Genomic DNA, 17,296 nt, shown 5'->3' on the forward strand with positions numbered 1-17,296 from the left:
CTTTAATGCGGGTCGGGGCATAGCCCGGGGCGGAGACCGTCACGAAGACGGAGACGGTAATGCCAACTTGGGGCCTGCCCGGGGTGTAGGACGGGCCACCGGCCCACATCCTTCCGTCCGACATCAACCAGTCGTAGGTGACCTTCAGTTTCTCGGCCGGTTCGGACCAGGTGCCGGCCGTCACGGTCATCGGCGTGCCGGTCGTGAAGGCCCCGGTCAGGAGGGGCTTGGTGACGTTAGTTAGCGGCTTCAGCTCGACGGCCGTGCCCGCGGCAGCCGGCACGGCGACAGCGTTGGAGTAGGAGTTGCCGTAGGACCAGCGCCTCGTACTGTCGGTCTTCAGGACCAGGGTGTGCCCCTGGTCCTCGGCAGTGATCGTGTACGTCAGCCCGGTGGCTCCGGGAATAACAACACCGTCACGCAACCACGTGTAGTAGTGCTCAACCGGCTCGCCTGGTCCGGTGAAGCCAAGCCTGGGAACATTATCAACGCCTGTAAGGACGTCCCCCAGGCCGGTGCCGCCGGTGACCACGGCGCCGGGCGTTGGGTTGAATTCAGAGACGGATCTGGGCAACGAGGTCCTGGTGGCCGGCTTGAACCCGGGAGCGTGGCCGGTGATCCTGAAGCTGAGCAGCCCCTTCGATCCCCAGCCTGTCGTGTCGAACATGCGCGCGGTGGCACCAGGGATGGGCGCGCCGTCGCGAAGCCACTGGTACTGGACGTAGATAACCGGAGCGCCTCGAAAACTCCCCCCGGAAGCGATCACGAGGCGGCTGGGGTCATCCAGGCTGGTGCCCTCGCCGACCAATTGGAACGAAACGCTCGGGTCCGCCTGGATTGACGGGACGGCACCACCGGCGTTCGTGACGGGCGCGGTTTTGGCGGACTGCAGGGTCGTCTTTGCATAGCCCGGGGCTGTTGCCCTGGTCTTGACCCGGATGCCCTTGCCGAGGTCCGCCTCAGTGAGCCGGTAGGTGGGGCCGGTGGCGCCCAGGATAGGCACGTCGTCGCGCAGCCACTGGTGCGTGAGCGTGGCGTCCGCGGGATCCCAGGCACCGTCAACAACGGTCAGGGTGCTGCCGACCATGAGGGCACCGCTGATGCCGGGCCGCGGGCCGGCGACGGCGCTGTTGACGAGCATGGCATAGGTCGATCCGTTTTCGGCCGTGCAGACTTTGACGGAGTCGACGACCGGGCCACAGGGGGTCGATCGTCAATGCGGCCTGGGCCGGAACGGCGAGGCCGGTCAGCGAGAGCGCGGTGAGTGCCCCGGCGGCGCCGAGGCGGATGGTCTGTGTTTTCAATTGTTCCCCCAAGTCTTTGAGCCGGCTCCCAGGCTCCCCCCGTCGCCGAGCATAGTGCCCAGACACCGCTCCCGACAATGATTGCGCAGGTCAGGGCGCAGGGATGATGTCGCCGCTCATCCCGCCTACGTGTCGGAGGCCGGTGGTAATGTCCGGGACATGGAGCGCGAAGCCAGCCACGCGGCGGTCCACCATCAATTGTGGACCGCCACGTTGCTTTCTCTCATAGCCCTCGGGTCCGAGTCGGCCAGCTCGGCCAAGGGCTCGTCTTCGTCCCTCCAAATGTAGAGGTTCACTGTGTTGACCGGGGGCCGCGAACGGCGTCGGAGCCCTCCACGGAGATGCGCGCACCCACCCTCTGGCCTTGGGCCGGCCGAAGCCGCGCGCCGCACAGCGGGCGCGTGCGCGGACAACGCCGCGATGGAATCCTTCTTCTCGCTGCTGCAGAAAAACGTCCTGGACCGCCAGAGATGGCTCACACGCCAGGAGCTCCGCCTGGCGATCACCACCTGGATCGAAAGGACGTACCACCGCCGGCGACGGCAAAGACGGCTAGGAAAACTCACGCCGATCGAATATGAAACAATCAACCAGACCGCGCTCTTAGCGGCCTAAGACCCCGAGTCAACAAAAGCCGGGGCAGTCCCTTGAGCCGCGATGGGGCGTGACTCGCATATCAAACGTCACCTATGACGCAACTAGCGACTGGATCACGACGCTCAAGGGCATGGACGGCAAGCCCGCCGGGGCCCGAACGCGGGAACTCGTGAGCAAGGTCTTTGGCCGCATCATGGGTTACGCAGTCAGGAAGCGTCTCCTCGCGGGTAACCCGCGAAGGACCCCACTGGTCGCGCGGACTACATACCGGACGCCCGCCCGGTCAGGCGCCATACTTACCTGACCATGAAGCAGCTAACCGCGGTTGCTCGTGAGGCAGGGAACAGCGGACTCATGGTCATGCTGGCGGGCACATGCGGGCTTCGTTGGGGTGAAGTGACTGCGCTGGAGGTGGCCAACGTGCGGCTCGGCGACAAGCCTATGCTGGCCGTTACGCAGGCCTACAGCGAAGTCTCAGGCAAGCTGATCCTCGGCGCGACCTAGGTGTACTGCGCCGGGACGTTGTTGACATGTGGGGCTTGAAAACGAGGAGGACCTCCGGGCTAAGTGGTGCTGTCTAGTTCACACACTTTGCGCTCGGAGGTCCTCGTGTCCCACGTTAATGCCCGCCTGACAGTTCATGGAAGACGCCTGATCGTTGACCGTGTGGCCGCAGGCCGCCCGGTCGCCCATATCGCCGCGGAGCTGGGCGTGTCCCGGCAGACCGCCTACCGGTGGGTCAGACGGTTCCGGGCCGAAGGAGCCGGCCGGTCTGCCGGACCGCTCGAGCCGGCCGAGGTCATCGCCCGGGCGCACGAGTGCCGAACGTGAACAGGCCGTCCTGGGCGCCCGCAGGTCCTCCCGGTTCGGTCCGCTGCGGATCGCTGCGGCCACCGGGGTCCCGGCCCGGACGGTGTCCCGGATCCTGCAGCGGCACGGGGTTCCGCGGCTCGCGGACTGCGATCCGCTGACCGGCGCCCCGATCCGCGCGGCCCGAACCACGGCGAACCGGTACGAGCGGGCCAGGCCCGGGGAACTCGTCCATCTGGACGTCAAGAAGCTCGGACGCATCCCCGACGGCGGCGGCTGGCGCGCCCACGACCGCTCGGAGCAGGTCAAGGGACGCGGCATCGGATACGACTACGTCCACGTCGCGATCGATGACCACACCCGCCTCGGCTATGCCGAGGTCCTCCCCGACGAGAAGGGTGCCACCGCGGCCGGGTTCCTCACCCGCGCCGCAGGCTACTTCGCCGGCCACGGCATCCACCGGATCGAACGCGTGATCACCGACAACGCCTTCGCCTACCACAACTCCGCCGCGTTCCGCCAGGCCGTCGCCGGCCTCGGAGCAGTTCAGCGCTTCATCAAGCCCCACTGCCCCTGGACCAACGGCAAAGCCGAACGCTTCAACCGGACCCTGCAAACCGAATGGGCCTACCGCCAGGTCTTCACCAGCAACAACCAACGCCAAGCCGCACTTGCGCCCTGGCTCCAGCACTACAACACTGAACGCATCCACACCGGCATCGGAACCACACCCATCACCCGAGTGTCACCAACCTGACGGCTCAGTACACCTGATATGTAGGGGTTCATTGTCAAGAGGTCAAGGGTGAGCGGTCCAAGGCTCTCGTGTCTTGGACCGCTCTTTCGTATCCGTTCGTGGCCTCATCCGGTGGGCTGGCGCGTCGTGATCGACGGCGCTGTCAGACTGATATGCGCGGGTTGGTTACCGCAGGACGAGGTGTTCGGCTGGAGGGGTGCCGCGGGTCTAGCAATGTCGGGCGTCACCGGTGTTTGTCGGTTGTCCATAGGTGTTTCGCGGGTCTTCTCCACGCTGCCAAGCCATCGGAGTCGGCGGGGGGAACGGCACGTCTATTCATCCGTCCATGGATGTTCCTGTTGGACCGGGGCTGCCAGGGACCAGCACCAGCCGGCCAGTTCGCGGGCGATGGCGACGTTAGCGATGACCCGGCGTTTGTGCCGGGCGTCGAATTGCTCCCATTTCCGGTGCAGCCGGTGGTTGCCTTGATGGCCTCGGACCCGGGAGGCCTCGTCGGCTGCTTCCCACCGGGTGCGCATCTCACGGCTGGGGTGGGTGTAGGGCCGGCGGTGGTGCCAGGCGGCCTCGACCAGCAAGCGCCGGGCATGGGTGTTCCCGGTCTTGGTGATCGCGCCTTGGGACCGGGAGGCGCCCGAGGAATGCTCGGAGGGGACAAGGCCGAGATACGCGCCGATGGTGGAGCCGGTGAAGCGGTTCCAGTCGCCGATTTCCACCGCGAGGCCGAACGCGGTCAGCACCGAGATACCGCGCAGACACATCAGGGCCTGAACGACCGGTGCATACGGCCCGGTTGCCGCCATGGCGATGATCTTTGAGTCCAGCCGGTTTCTGCGGTCCAGCGTCAGCTCCGCCGTTTCCAGGCTGGCCTCGTACGCGGCCTGCAGCGCAGGGTCGTCGAAGTGTTGCCGGTGCAGCCAGGTGTGGTGGGCGTCGGTCCAGGCCTGGCCGCCGGAGTAGACCAGGCCGTGACGCAGCAACAACTTCGAGACGCGGTGTCTGGCCCGCATCAGATCAGCCCGCACGTCCTCGCGGGCCCGCACCAGATCCCGGGCGGCCTCCTGTGAGGGTCCCGGGACGCGGACCGGGGTTATCTGGCCCAGCAGGGCCAGCCGGGCGAGATGTTCGGCATCTCGGGCGTCAGTTTTCACCCGGTCCCCGGACGGTCGCTGGAGCTTGGACGGCGCCGCGACCACGCACTCGATCCCCGCTGATGTCAGAAGCCTCGCCAATCCGAATCCCGTCGGACCGGCTTCGTAGACAACCAGGATCGGGCCCGGCAACCCTGACACCCAATCGGCGATCCCGGCGTCGTTCGCCGCAAGACTCTGGCGCAGAATCTCGCCGGTTTCGCGGTCAATGGCGCAGCCCTTCACACTGCGCGCATGGACATCCAAACCGACGTAGGTACGGTTATTCATGGCTGGAACCTCCAGACGTTCAAATGTGGCTCTACCAGTCCACACCCCGCACGAGACTGCGGAACAGGCCCCCGGACCGGCAACCCACGAACCTCTTTGAACCCGAGGTTCCAGTCCTACGTCAGGACCGGCCCACCACACTTCATATCGTCTAGGGCGGCGAGGACCGACAGGTCCCCATCCCCCGACTGCTAGCTGATCAGCTGAGAAACGCCGTCGACGGCAAGCCCTCAACCGCGCGGGTTTTTCAGAGCCCGCGCGGTATGGTCCTGCGAAATGGCAACTTCACCAAGAACGTCTATAAGCCCGCTATTGAACGGGCCGCAGCCGGCGACCCTAACTTCCCATCCCCCACGTTCCACGATTTACGGCATACCGCCGTATCCCTGGCCATCAGCGCGGGTGCCAACGTCAAGGTGGTCCAGCGGTTAGCTGGCCACGCTTCCGCCACGCTGACCCTCGACACTTATGCTGGCCTCTTCGACGACGATCTCCACGACAGCGCCAGCCGGCTGAATGACCTATTGCGGGACATGGATTGGCAGTGACAGTTTTACCCGATGTCACTTTTGTGTCACTCAATGGACCTGCTTCTCAACGTTGACAGCGTTTTTCATACTGCCTCCGGAGCAGAAGGTCGTAGGTTCGAATCCTATCGAGGGCACAAAATACTGGCTTTGCCAGCAAACCCCGCTGTTTCACTGAAACGGCGGGGTTTTTTGTGCACTGAATCCAGCCGAAAGAACGCGGAAAACCAGCGGCTTTGCCCCTGCCGATTGTCGGTGCCCCCTCGTAGGCTGTTTTCATCGGTAGCGGGCTACCCTGCCCGCCCGAAGCATGAGGGGGTCTCACGTGTTCTTTCCAACGCAGCACTGTTCCATCGTTCCGCCCTATATGCTCCGCCGGCTGGCCGCGCAGCAAAAGCCGGAGCTCTCCAAGGCCGCCCGCGGCGCAAAGGAAGCCCTGCAACACGTCCCGAGCTTCCAGGCCTCCCGCGCACTGCCCGGGCCCGGCAGGCATCCGGGGCTACGGGAGCTCAAGCCGTCCGCGCCGGAACGGACGGTCTACGACGCCAAGTCCGCCGAGCAGTTGCCCGGCAGCGTGGTCCGCAAAGAAGGCGAACCGCCCACGGGCGATCCCGCCGCCGATGAGGCTTACGACGGGCTGGGGCACACCCACCGCCTCTACGCGGAAGCTTTCGGCCGGAATTCGATCGACGGCAACGGTCTCCGCCTCGATGCCACGGTCCACTATGGCCGCCTGTACGACAACGCGTTCTGGGACGGCCAGCAAATGGTCTTCGGCGACGGTGACGGCCAGGTCTTCGAGCGGTTCACGAAATCCCTGAGCGTCATCGGCCACGAACTCACCCACGGCGTCACCCAGTACTCCGCCGGGCTGGTCTACCGCAACCAGGCCGGTGCCCTGAACGAGTCGATGTCCGATGTCTTCGGTGCTCTCGTTGAGCAGTACGTCCGAAAGCAGTCGACGGCGGAGGCCAGCTGGCTGATCGGCGAAGGCCTCTTCACGGACCAAGTCCAGGGGGCCGCCTTGCGCTCCATGAAGGCTCCTGGAACGGCTTACGACGACGACGTGCTCGGCAAGGACCCGCAGCCGGACTCGATGGACGGCTACGTGCGCACGAGCGCGGACAACGGCGGCGTGCACATCAACTCCGGAATCCCCAACCGTGCGTTCTGCCTGGTTGCCACGGCCCTCGGCGGCAATGCCTGGGACGCACCGGCACAGATCTGGTACGAGACGCTGACGGGCGGCACACTGTCCCCCACCGCCACGTTCGGCGCTTTCGCCAAGGCCACTGCCGCCTCTGCCAGGGAACTTTTCGGGGAGGATTCCAAGGAACATGACGCCGTGCGCTCCGCGTGGGAAACTGTGAAAGTAAAGTTCCCGGGAGCCCGGCGATAAGCCAAGCCCCCCGCAGATCGAGTCCGATTGAGATCCGAGTCCGATGAAGATAACTGTCCAGCGCAGTGGCGGCGTGGCCGGAATGAAAAGGACGTGGACCGTCCGGCCCGAGCCGCCGGAGGACACCGACCGGTGGCAGCCTCTGATCGAGGCCTGCCCCTGGGACGACGTTGCCGGAATCAGCGGCACAACCGGCCAGCCGGACCGGTTCATGTACAGCATCCGGGCCGATCAACACCGGGCAGTCCTGCCCGAGCGTGCGCTGACGGGTCCGTGGCGCGACCTCGTCGAATGCGCGCGGTCCGCGGCCGAGGAGTCGGCGCCGCCGGGCTTTGGCTAGCGGACTTTGGCTAGTCGGGGCCCGTCACGCCGCCGCACTTTATGCCGTGGCCAGGTGTCCCCGGAACGTGCGCCGGTAAGACTGCGGGCTGGTGTCCAGAGCCTTGGCAAAGTGGTGCCGCAACAGGACCGAATGCCCGAAGCCGGATTCCCTCGCGATCTCGTCGATATTGAGTTCCGTACTCTCCAGCAGTTCCTGCGCCCGCAGCACGCGCTGGGAATTGAGCCAGGCCGCCGGGGTGGCCCCCGTTTCCGCGCGGAAGCGCCGCGCAAACGTCCGCGGCGACATATGGACCCTGGCCGCCAGTTCGTTGACTGCGTGTTCCTCGTCCAGGTGCCGGACCATCCACTGCAGCAGCTGCTCCATGGGCTCCGATCCGCACTGGGGAATGGGTCGGTCGATGTATTGGGCCTGGCCGCCGTCCCGGTGCGGCGGGACCACCATGTCCCGGGCGATGGCGGCGGCCACCTTGGCGCCGAACTCAACGCGGACCAGGTGCAGGCAGGCATCGATCCCGGCGGCCGTGCCGGCACTCGTGATGACCCGGCCGTCTTCGACGTAGAGGACGTTTTCATCCACCAGAACAGCGGGGTATCGGCTGGCCAGTTCCTGGGAGTAATGCCAGTGGGTGGTGCAGCGGCGGCCATCGAGCAGGCCGGCCCTAGCCAGGGCGAAGGCCCCCGAACAAATGGACATCACCCAGGCACCGCGGGCATGGGCGGCCCGCAGGGCCTCCAGGACGGATTCGGGAACGTCCTCATCCCGGCCGTACGGCGCCATCACCACCAGGTCTGCGTCCGCTGCCGCTTCCAGCCCCAGACCGACGTGCATGGACAGGCCGGACTTGAGCGGGACGTCGCCCGGCTCCGGAGCACAGACGCGGAAATCGAAGGCGGGCACGCCGTTTCCGCGGTCCGAACGGTCGATGCCGAAGACCTCAAAGGCCGTCGCGAACTCGAAGATCGAGAAGTTGGGAACCACGATCATTGCCACTGATTTGATCATGTTTCCAGTGTGGCAGAAATTATAGCTTTTTGGGCATTTCTGCCACTTTTTTTCGGTCGTGGACCGGAGAACCATGGAGGTATGGAACTCCTCGGAATCGCCCTCATCGTCCTGATCATTGTCGGCCTCGCAGCCACCATCTCCGCCCTCCGGAAGGACGGCCTCGGCCACACCCCGCCCGTCCGCTCGGAAGAGTATTGGATGGCCCGGGACCTGCCGAGCGTCAACTACACCCTGCGGATCTTCTAAGTCTCCGCGCACACCACGGGCCCGGCTCATCCAGCCGGGCCCTCAACATGCGCCGGGAAGCAGAGGGACTGAGCATCGGGACTGGGCAGCAGGACCAGACAACCGCCGTCGCCACCCCAGCTGACAGTCCGCCCCAGTAGACTGTCTCCAGCCATGACATTGCATATTTCCTACCCCGCCGAGCTGCCGGTATCCGAGCGCCGCGAAGATCTGATGGCCGCCATCGCGGCCAACCAGGTGACCATCATCGCCGGTGAGACCGGCTCGGGTAAGACCACCCAGATCCCCAAGATGTGCCTGGAGCTCGGCTTGGGCGAGAACGGGCTGATCGGCCACACCCAGCCCCGCCGGCTCGCGGCCCGCACGGTGGCCGAGCGCATCGCGGAGGAACTCGGCGTCGAGATCGGCCAGGAAGTGGGCTTCCAGGTCCGCTTCACAGGCGAGGTCAGCCGGTCCACCAAGGTCAAGCTCATGACCGACGGCATCCTGCTGGCGGAAATCCAGCGCGACAGGCTGCTGCGCAAATACAACGCCATCATCATCGACGAAGCCCACGAACGCAGCCTCAACATCGACTTCATCCTCGGCTACCTCAAGCGGATCCTGCCGCAGCGCCCGGACCTGAAGATCATTATCACCTCGGCCACGATCGATCCGGAGCGCTTCGCCAAGCACTTCGGCACCGAGGAAGAGCCCTCCCCCATCATTGAGGTGTCGGGCCGGACATTCCCGGTGGAAATCCGCTACCGCCCGCTGTCCCAGCCCGCCGGCGGCGCCGGCGCCGATGATGGAGAAGGCGCAGCCTCGGACGACGAACTCGAGGAGGACCGCGACCCGCTCGATGCCGTGTGTGACGCCGTCGACGAACTCGCAGAGGAGGCGCCGGGCGACGTCCTGATTTTCTTCTCCGGCGAGCGCGAAATCCGCGACGCGGCGGAGGCCCTCAACGCCCGCATCCAGTCCAACCGGCGCCTGGCCGGCACCGAGGTCCTTCCCCTCTTCGCACGGCTGAGCCTGCAGGAGCAGCACAAGGTCTTCCACCCCGGCGGCAAACGCCGGATCGTGCTGGCCACCAACGTCGCCGAGACGTCGCTGACGGTCCCCGGCATCAAGTACGTCATCGACACGGGCACGGCGCGGATCTCGCGCTACTCGCACCGGACCAAGGTTCAGCGCCTGCCGATCGAGCGCGTCTCCCAGGCCTCGGCCAACCAGCGCTCTGGCCGCTGCGGCCGTGTCTCGGACGGCATCGCGATCCGGCTGTACTCCGAGGAGGACTTCGAGTCGCGGCCGCTGTTCACGGACCCGGAGATCCTGCGCACAAACCTCGCGGCCGTCATCCTGCAGATGACCGCCATGGGCGTGGCCCGCGGACCGAAGGATGTGGAGAACTTCCCCTTCGTCGAGCCGCCGGATTCGCGCGCCATCAACGACGGCGTCAGCCTCCTGCGCGAACTTGGCGCCCTTAGCGCCGCCCGCACCCAGGAGCCGGCGGACGACGGCGACGGCCGCCCCGCCCGCCGGCCGGCGGGCGCGGCCGGAAGAAACGGCGGCGGACTCACCGCCGTCGGCCAGCAGCTGGCCCAGCTGCCGGTGGACCCGAGGCTCGGCCGGATGATCGTGGAGTCCGGAAAGCGGGGCTGCGTCCGGGAAGTCATGATCCTGGCCGCCGCGCTGACCATCCAGGACCCTCGCGAGCGCCCGACGGACAAGCAGCAGCTCGCCGCGGAGAAGCACGCGCGTTTCCGGGACGAGAACTCCGACTTCACCGGCTACCTGAACCTGTGGAACTACCTGCAGGAGAAACAGCAGGAACTGTCCTCCACGGCGTTCCGCCGGCTCTGCCGCGGCGAGTTCATCAACTACCTGCGGGTCAGGGAGTGGCAGGACCTGTTCGCCCAGCTCCGCCAGTTGGCCCGCCCGCTGGGCATCAGCCTGGACAACAAGCGCCTTGCCGATCCGGTGGGCAACCACGACGGCATCCACATCAGCCTGCTCTCGGGGCTGCTGAGCCACGTCGGCATCCTCGACGAGCGCAAGCGCGAGTACGCCGGTGCCCGCGGCAGCCGCTTCGCGATCTTCCCGGGTTCGGCATTGTTCAAGAAGTCGCCCACGTTCGTGATGGCCGCCGAACTCGTGGAGACGAGCCGGCTCTGGGCACGCGTCGCGGCCAAGTTCGATCCGCTCTGGGCCGAGCAGGTGGCCCCTGACCTGGTCAAGCGCAGCTACAGCGAACCGCACTGGTCCAAGAAGATGGGCGCAGTGATGGCCCACGAAAAGGTCACCCTTTACGGCGTGCCCATCATCCCGAGCCGTCGCATCAACTACGGCAAGGTGGATCCCGAGCTCTGCCGTGAGCTCTTCATCCGCCATGCCCTGGTTGAAGGTGACTGGCAGACCCACCACAAGTTCTTCCACCGCAACCGCGCTCTGCTGCACGAAGTCGAGGAGCTCGAGGCCCGGATGCGGCGCCGGGACATCCTGGTGGACGACGAGACGCTGTTCGAGTTCTACGACGCCCGGATCGGCGGGGAGGTCGTCTCGGAGCGGCACTTCGACAAGTGGTGGAAGGACGCACGGCAGCAGGATCCCACGCTGCTCGACTTCGACCAGTCCCTGCTGATCAGCGAGGACGCCGCGGCCCTGGATGACTCCGCCTACCCCAAGACCCTGCTGCACAAGGGCTTCGAGCTGCCGCTGAGCTACGAGTTCCACCCGGTGGCGCCCGGTTCGCCGCCGAATCCCTCCGACGGCGTCACCGCCGAGGTCCCCGTACTGTTCCTGAACCAGCTCGACGACGCCGCGTTCCGCTGGCTGATCCCCGGGCAGCGCGTGGAACTCGTGACGGCGCTCATCAAGTCGCTGCCCAAGCAAGTCCGCAAGAACTTCGTTCCCGCACCGGATGTGGCCCGGCAGGCCGTCGCGGCGCTGGAGGCGGACTTCGATCCCGCCACGGACGAGCTCGAACCGTCGCTGGAACTGGTGCTGCGCCGGATCCGCGGACAGGTCATCCCGCCGGGGTCCTGGAACTGGGACGCCGTGCCTGCGCATTTGCGGGTCAGCTTCCGGGTGGTGGATTCCCGCGGCAAATTGCTGGATGAGGGCAAGGACCTCAACGCGCTGCAGGAGCGGCTGGCCCCTGCCACCCGCAGGGCCATCGCGGAATCCCTCGGTGCCACACCGGGCACCACGGCACCTCAACCTAAAGGAAATGGCACGGCTAAGGGGACGGCCGGCGCGAACGGGAAGGACACCCGGGCGTCACGGGCCGGTTCGTCGCCGTCGGCCGCCCTGGCGGCTGCCACGGCCGCGGCCCCGGGCGGGTTCACGGAAATGTCCGGGCTCAAGGACTGGACCTTCGGAACCGTCCAGCGCCAGGTCCAGGGCAGCGTTGGCGGGCACACCGTCACCGGCTTCCCGGCCCTGGTGGACGAGGGAACTTCCGTGGCGCTGCGGCTGTTCCAGACGCCGTCGGAACAGCAGGAAGCCATGCGCGGCGGTGTCATCAGGCTGCTGGCCCTGAGAGTGCCGCCGCCGGACCGCTACGTCCTGGAGCACCTGAACAACACCGAGAAACTGACGTTCAGCCAGAACCCCCACGGTTCCGTGACGGCGCTGATCGCTGACTGCGCCCTGGCCGCCATCGACAAACTCACGCCGGCCGGGCTGCCGTGGGACGAGGCATCGTTCAAGGCGTTGTACGAGAGTGTCCGGGCGGAGCTGATCGACACAGTCTTCACGGTCACCGCCGTCGTCGAACGCATCCTGGCGAGCACGCGACGGATCGAAAAGCAGCTCAAAGGCACCACGAGCCTGGCCCTCATCAGTGCGCTCAACGACGTCAAGAGCCAGCTCGAGCAGCTGGTGTATCCGGGTTTCGTGGCACGCACGGGCTACGCCCAGCTCAGCCAGCTGCCCCGCTACCTCACTGCGATCGAAAAACGCCTCGAGAAGCTGCCGGGCAACGTCCAGCGGGACGCCCAGCACATGGCTGCGGTCCAGGCGCTCGAGGACGACTACGACGACGCCGTCTCCGCCCTGCTGCCCGGACGGCGGGCCGGTGCGGAGTTAACTCACGTGCGCTGGATGATCGAAGAACTGCGGGTGAGCCTCTTCGCCGTCGAACTCGGGACCGCCTATTCGGTGTCCGAGAAGCGCATCCGGGCGGCGCTTAACAAGGTACTGGCGCCGGCGTAGGTCAGGCGGCCGGAACGTGCTCGGCGTGGCCGGCCGTGCGGAGGCCTTCGCGGAGCTTCTCCGCGTTGGCGTCCAGCCTGGCCGGATCCGGGTGCTGGTCCGCCGAGCCGAAATCAAAGTCAGCCATCGAGTTGGAGGGCCACACGTGGACGTGCATGTGGTTGATTTCGTAGCCGGCCACGATCAGCCCTGCCCGGGCGGCGTCGAACACGTCCACCTGGACTGCGCCGATCTTGCGGGCAACTTCCATGACCCGGCTAAGGACCTCAGGCGAGGCGTCCGTCCAGCGGTCCACTTCCTCGGTAGGCACCACGAGGGTGTGGCCGTCGGCCAGCGGGCCCATGGTCAGGAACGCCACGACGTCGTCCTCGCGCCAGACAAAGCGGCCCGGGATGTCCCCATTGATGATTTTGGTGAAGAGAGTGCTCATGCGTCCGCCTTTTCTGCCGGGGACCCCAGGGTGCTGGCGTCCAGGACAAAACGGTACTTCACGTCGCCGGCCACCATGCGGTCGTAGGCTTCGTTGAGCTGGTCTGCCCCGACCACCTCGACGTCGGACACCACGCCGTGCTCGGCACAGAAGTCCAGCATCTCCTGGGTCTCGGCGATGCCGCCGATCAGTGAACCCGCATAGGCGATCCGGCGTCGGATCAGCGCGCCGGGGTTGACGGGCGGCATCGCTTCCGCGGGCAGGCCCAGCTGGAACAGCGCGCCGTCCAGGCGCAGCGTGCGGAAGTACGGGTTGAGGTCGTGCGAGGCGGCGACGGTGTCGATAATGACGTCGATGCTGCGGTTCGCGGCCTCCATCGCGGCTGGGTCCGTGGAGAGGATGACGTCGTCGGCGCCCAGCTCGCGTGCTGCTGCGAACTTGTTCTCCGACGTCGTAAAGACCTTGACCTCTGCACCCATGGCCTTGGCAATCTTGACGGCCATATGGCCGAGGCCGCCCAGTCCGACGACGCCGACCACATCGCCTTCCTCGACCTCGAAGTGGCTTAGCGGCGAATACGTGGTGATGCCGGCGCACAGCAGGGGCGCCGCGGCGGCGGGATCCAGGCTCTCCGGGACCCGCAGGACGTAGTTGCGGTCCACCACGATGGACGTGGCGTAGCCGCCCTGGGTGATGGCGCCGTCGTTGCGGGCATCCTTGGCCCCGTATGTTCCCACCAGGCCGTTTTCGCAGTACTGCTCCAGGCCGTCCAGGCAGCTGTCGCATTCGCGACAGGAATCCACCATGCAACCCACGCCCACGCGCTCCCCCACTGTGAAGTCCTCGACGGCGGAACCGACCCGGCTGACCCGGCCGACGATCTCGTGGCCCGGGATCAAAGGGTACGTGTCGCCGCCCCATTCGCCGCGGGTGGCGTGCACGTCCGAGTGGCATAGTCCGCAGAATTCGACGGCGATCTCGACGTCGTCCTCTTTGGGGGCGCGCCGGGACACGGTCAGGGGAACGAGTCCGCTATCCGGTGCGGTGGCACCGTAGGCGGCGGCGAGCCGCGGACCTGGCGTCGTCGTGTGTGTGGCGGCCGTGGTCAAATCGGGAAGCGGCTTGGCAAGGGGCGGCGGTACGGGGCGTCCAGGAGTCATGTCTCGACGCTACCCCCGGTCCCGGCATGTATTCCACTTTGGCGTGCGGGGTGTTCGGTGCGGGCCGAGCGCCCGTTACATTTATTGGGTCCCCGAGGGCCGGGGATTTGGTCGCTGGGCCCGGTATGACTTTCTCGCCCTGTCATTGATGATCCGGGGGGGTGTTGTCGCCGGGTTCGGAGGCACGCGTTGACTGCTGATAGGGACACGGCCGGCTCCTTCCGCGGGGGCCAGGTCTCTTTGTAACGTGGGTGCCAGCATCGGGTGTCGTGACTGCGGCCAGGTAGTGGTGCAAAGGAGCGCCGGATGGACGAAGGATACGAGGTCTACTGCCGACTTGATGTCGGCAAGTCCGAGCATCACGCCGCCGCGTTGAATGCCGCTGGTGAACGGGTCTTCGATAAGCCGCTGCCCCAGGACGAGGCGCGGCTGCGCGAGCTTTTCACCGGCCTGCAGCAGCACGGCCGGGTGCTGGTGATCGTGGACCAGCCCAACACCATCGGGGCACTCCCGATAGCCGTGGCGCGTGACTGTGGCTGCACTGTCGCTTACCTGCCCGGCCTGGCGATGCGCAAAGCCGCCGATCTGTATCCCGGCAAGTCCAAGACGGACGCCCGGGACGCGTTCATCATCGCCGAGACAGCCCGGGCGATGCCACACACGCTGCGGGCCGTTGACCGGGACAGCGAGGTGCTCGCGGCGCTGAAGGTGCTCTCCGGATTCGACGCCGACCTGACCCACGAGTGCACCAGGGCAATCAACCGCCTGCGGTCCCTGCTTCTGCAGATTTTCCCCGCCCTGGAGCGTGTCTTCCCGGGAACCGTGCTCACCCGGTCGCTGGTGCTGGAGCTGTTCATCAAGTACTCCGGACCCACCGGCCTGCGTGCCGCGGGCCGATCCAACGTGCTGCGCTGGGCCAGGAACCACAGCCGCAAGGACCCCGTGAACCTGATCGAGGCGGTCTTTTCGGCACTGGGCGAGCAGACCGTCACCGTGATCGGCACCGAAGCCGTCGAACTGGTCATCCCCGCGTCGCCGCCCAGATCAAGGAACTCAAACACCAACGCGCCATCGTCGCAGAAGAAGTCGAAAAACTGCTCGATGACTTCCCTCTTTCCCAGGTCTTGATGTCCATGCCGGGAGTCGGCATCAAGACCGCAGCGACCATACTCCTGACTATCGGGGATGCCGGCACATTCACCTCCGCCGGACACCTTGCCGCGTACGCCGGCATCGCCCCGGTGACACGGCGCTCCGGAACCTCAATCCGCGGTGAGTTCCCCGCACGTTCAGGGAACAAACAGCTCAAGAACGCACTCTTCAGATCCGCCTGGATCGCCAGCGGCCACCACCCGGCGTCAAAGGCCTACTACCAAAAGAAACGTGCACAGGGAAAGAAACACAACGCCGCCGTCATCTGCCTGGCCCGGCGCCGCTGCGACGTCATCTACTCGATGCTCAAACACGGCACCCTCTATGAGGAAAAACCCGCCCAGGCCGCTTGACCAAAGCATAGGGACACCCCCCGTGGGCCACGTGCGCCGGAGGCCTTCTACAGCCGCCCTGCGAGCGGCTGCCGTCGCAACTGGCGACCGGTCTATTTTGTCAGACCCCCAAAGGACACTTGAAACATGGACGGCAATCAGGGGCCCGAAGTGGCTTCATCAGTGGCAGGGCGCAGTCACGACGACCTCCAGGATTTGCTCGCATTCTGCGCCCGCGTGCTCCGGGACGTGCGTCAGGCCGAGGATCGCGCCGGGATAATCGAACAGTACCGACAGCTTGACGAGTTGCGCTCTGCGATCGACGCATTGCTGACGCGTCTTCAGCTCGACGTTTTCCTGGGCAGCGTTTCGGGAGTGACTTTCGGACCTGGAAGGTCGCCGATGGCTTCCGAAGCGGTGGAACGGCTCCGGCGGGCCATAAATGTCATAGCCCGCAGGGACACTTGATTCATGGACGGCAATCAGGGGCCCGAAGTGGTTCCGGCAGACTCGGCACCGGCAAATGCTGTGACGGTCGCTGCACTGGCCCGGGTCCTGGCCTTCCTCCCGGCTCCGGACAGCGCCGCCGCACTGATCGACGAAATCCGGGACCTGGAGGACCTGAAGTCCGCCATGGCAGCCCGGCAGGCCCGGCACGCCGCCGCCTTCGACCTGCTCCAACGCCACGAGCAGACCGCCGCCGGGATCCCGGCCGAGAAACTCGGCGCCGGGGTCGGCGCGCAGGTCGCCCTCGCCCGGCGCGAATCCCCGGCCAGGGGCGGCCGGCTCCTGAGCCTGGCCAAAGCCCTGGTCACCGAAATGCCGCACACCCTCGCCGCGCTGCAGACCGGACAGCTCAACGAATGGCGCGCCACCCTGCTCGTGCGCGAAACCGCCTGCCTGACCGCCGCGGACCGGGCCGCCGTCGACGCGGACCTCGCCGCGGACACCGGCACGTTCGACGGGGTGGGTGACCGGTCCCTGACCGGCCGGGCACGGGCCGCCGCGTACCGGCTCGACCCGCGCTCCGTCACCCAGCGTGCCGCGCACGCCGCCACCGAGCGGCACGTCAGCCTCCGCCCGGCCCCCGACACCATGTGCCAGCTCACCGCCCTGCTCCCGGTCACCGCCGGCGTCGGCGTCTACACCGCCCTGACCCGGCACGCCGACACCCTCAGGAACAGCGGGGATCCGCGCTCCCGCGGGCAGCTGATGGCCGATGCCCTGGTCGAACGCAGCACCGGCACCCCGGGCGGGATCACCGGAGTCGAGATCCAGCTCGTCATGACCGACCGCACCCTCTTCCAGGCCGACGCCGAACCGGCCCGGCTCCCCGGCTACGGCACCGTCCCCGCCGGCTGGGCCCGCGATCTTATCAACGGCACAAAGGCTAACGACAGCACATTCGGCGTCGGTTCACCCGGACAACATGGTCCAGGGGAACCCGGCGAGTCAACCAGCGGTCCCCCCGAACCCGGCGGCGGCGGGCCCGACCCCGGCACGAACCCCGGCGGCATAGCCGACGGTTCCCCGGGACCCGGCAGCCCCCCAATATCCGGTGGCACGGACGGGGCTGCCGATGACACCGCGTTCGGCGTGTGGATCCGCCGGCTCTACAC

General features: G+C 66.6%; 11 protein-coding genes and 5 pseudogenes. 11 read left to right on the forward strand and 5 right to left on the reverse strand.

The features are described from left to right. Positions 1–1,141 (reverse strand): annotated as a pseudogene (locus tag LQV16_RS19550) (hypothetical protein); the annotation flags it as partial. Positions 1,142–1,700: 559 nt separating this feature from the next. Between LQV16_RS19550 and LQV16_RS19555 the strand changes: the two are divergent. The 3 genes and pseudogenes from LQV16_RS19555 to LQV16_RS19565 all read left to right on the forward strand — a co-directional run. Continuing rightward, positions 1,701–1,919: pseudogene (locus tag LQV16_RS19555) on the forward strand (IS3 family transposase); the annotation flags it as partial. A 288-nt stretch (positions 1,920–2,207) separates the two neighbouring features. Continuing rightward, positions 2,208–2,405 carry a hypothetical protein gene (locus LQV16_RS19560; protein WP_229995543.1) on the forward strand — a complete coding sequence of 66 codons (198 nt, stop codon included), beginning with the start codon at positions 2,208–2,210 and terminating at the stop codon, positions 2,403–2,405. Between the two features lie 105 nt (positions 2,406–2,510). Beyond that, positions 2,511–3,468: pseudogene (locus LQV16_RS19565) on the forward strand (IS481 family transposase). A gap of 311 nt (positions 3,469–3,779) precedes the next feature. On the opposite strand, the gene LQV16_RS19570 reads toward LQV16_RS19565, so the two are convergent. Continuing rightward, positions 3,780–4,886 (reverse strand): IS110 family transposase, encoded by a 1,107-nt coding sequence (locus LQV16_RS19570; protein ID WP_229995544.1) that lies wholly within the window; start codon positions 4,884–4,886, stop codon positions 3,780–3,782. 173 nt (positions 4,887–5,059) lie between these two features. Between LQV16_RS19570 and LQV16_RS19575 the strand changes: the two are divergent. The 3 genes and pseudogenes from LQV16_RS19575 to LQV16_RS19585 all read left to right on the forward strand — a co-directional run. Then, positions 5,060–5,434, forward strand: a pseudogene (locus tag LQV16_RS19575) (site-specific integrase); the annotation flags it as partial. Between the two features lie 346 nt (positions 5,435–5,780). Then, on the forward strand, positions 5,781–6,812 hold the full coding sequence (locus tag LQV16_RS19580) for a M4 family metallopeptidase (protein ID WP_229995554.1): 1,032 nt from the start codon (positions 5,781–5,783) through the stop codon (positions 6,810–6,812). Positions 6,813–6,855: 43 nt separating this feature from the next. Further along, on the forward strand, positions 6,856–7,152 hold the full coding sequence (locus LQV16_RS19585; protein WP_229995545.1) for a protealysin inhibitor emfourin: 297 nt from the start codon (positions 6,856–6,858) through the stop codon (positions 7,150–7,152). A gap of 39 nt (positions 7,153–7,191) precedes the next feature. On the opposite strand, the gene LQV16_RS19590 is transcribed toward LQV16_RS19585, so the two are convergent. Further along, positions 7,192–8,157 carry a helix-turn-helix domain-containing protein gene (locus LQV16_RS19590; RefSeq protein WP_229995546.1) on the reverse strand — a complete coding sequence of 322 codons (966 nt, stop codon included), beginning with the start codon at positions 8,155–8,157 and terminating at the stop codon, positions 7,192–7,194. 81 nt (positions 8,158–8,238) lie between these two features. On the opposite strand from LQV16_RS19590, the gene LQV16_RS19595 reads away from it, so the two are divergent. After that, positions 8,239–8,406 carry a hypothetical protein gene (locus tag LQV16_RS19595; protein ID WP_229995547.1) on the forward strand — a complete coding sequence of 56 codons (168 nt, stop codon included), beginning with the start codon at positions 8,239–8,241 and terminating at the stop codon, positions 8,404–8,406. 153 nt (positions 8,407–8,559) lie between these two features. After that, complete coding sequence (gene hrpA, locus LQV16_RS19600; protein WP_229995548.1) at positions 8,560–12,603, forward strand: ATP-dependent RNA helicase HrpA; 4,044 nt, start codon at positions 8,560–8,562, stop codon at positions 12,601–12,603. A 1-nt stretch (position 12,604) separates the two neighbouring features. On the opposite strand, the gene LQV16_RS19605 is transcribed toward hrpA, so the two are convergent. Beyond that, positions 12,605–13,033: an HIT family protein gene (locus LQV16_RS19605; protein WP_229995549.1), complete on the reverse strand. Its 429-nt coding sequence runs from the start codon at positions 13,031–13,033 to the stop codon at positions 12,605–12,607. Continuing rightward, positions 13,030–14,193, reverse strand: coding sequence for an NAD(P)-dependent alcohol dehydrogenase (locus LQV16_RS19610; RefSeq protein ID WP_229995550.1), 1,164 nt, complete (start codon positions 14,191–14,193; stop codon positions 13,030–13,032). The genes LQV16_RS19605 and LQV16_RS19610 overlap by 4 nt, the downstream gene beginning before the upstream one ends. A gap of 306 nt (positions 14,194–14,499) precedes the next feature. Here LQV16_RS19610 and LQV16_RS19615 point away from each other — a divergent pair. From LQV16_RS19615 to LQV16_RS19625, 3 genes and pseudogenes are all read left to right on the forward strand, one after another. After that, a pseudogene (locus LQV16_RS19615) lies at positions 14,500–15,698 on the forward strand (IS110 family transposase). Between the two features lie 126 nt (positions 15,699–15,824). After that, positions 15,825–16,145: a hypothetical protein gene (locus tag LQV16_RS19620; protein ID WP_229995551.1), complete on the forward strand. Its 321-nt coding sequence runs from the start codon at positions 15,825–15,827 to the stop codon at positions 16,143–16,145. A gap of 3 nt (positions 16,146–16,148) precedes the next feature. Beyond that, a partial coding sequence (locus LQV16_RS19625) for a DUF222 domain-containing protein (RefSeq protein WP_229995552.1) occupies positions 16,149–17,296 on the forward strand: 1,148 nt, incomplete at its 3' end.

This window comes from Arthrobacter sp. Bi26, assembly GCF_918697925.1.
Lineage (GTDB): Bacteria > Actinomycetota > Actinomycetes > Actinomycetales > Micrococcaceae > Arthrobacter.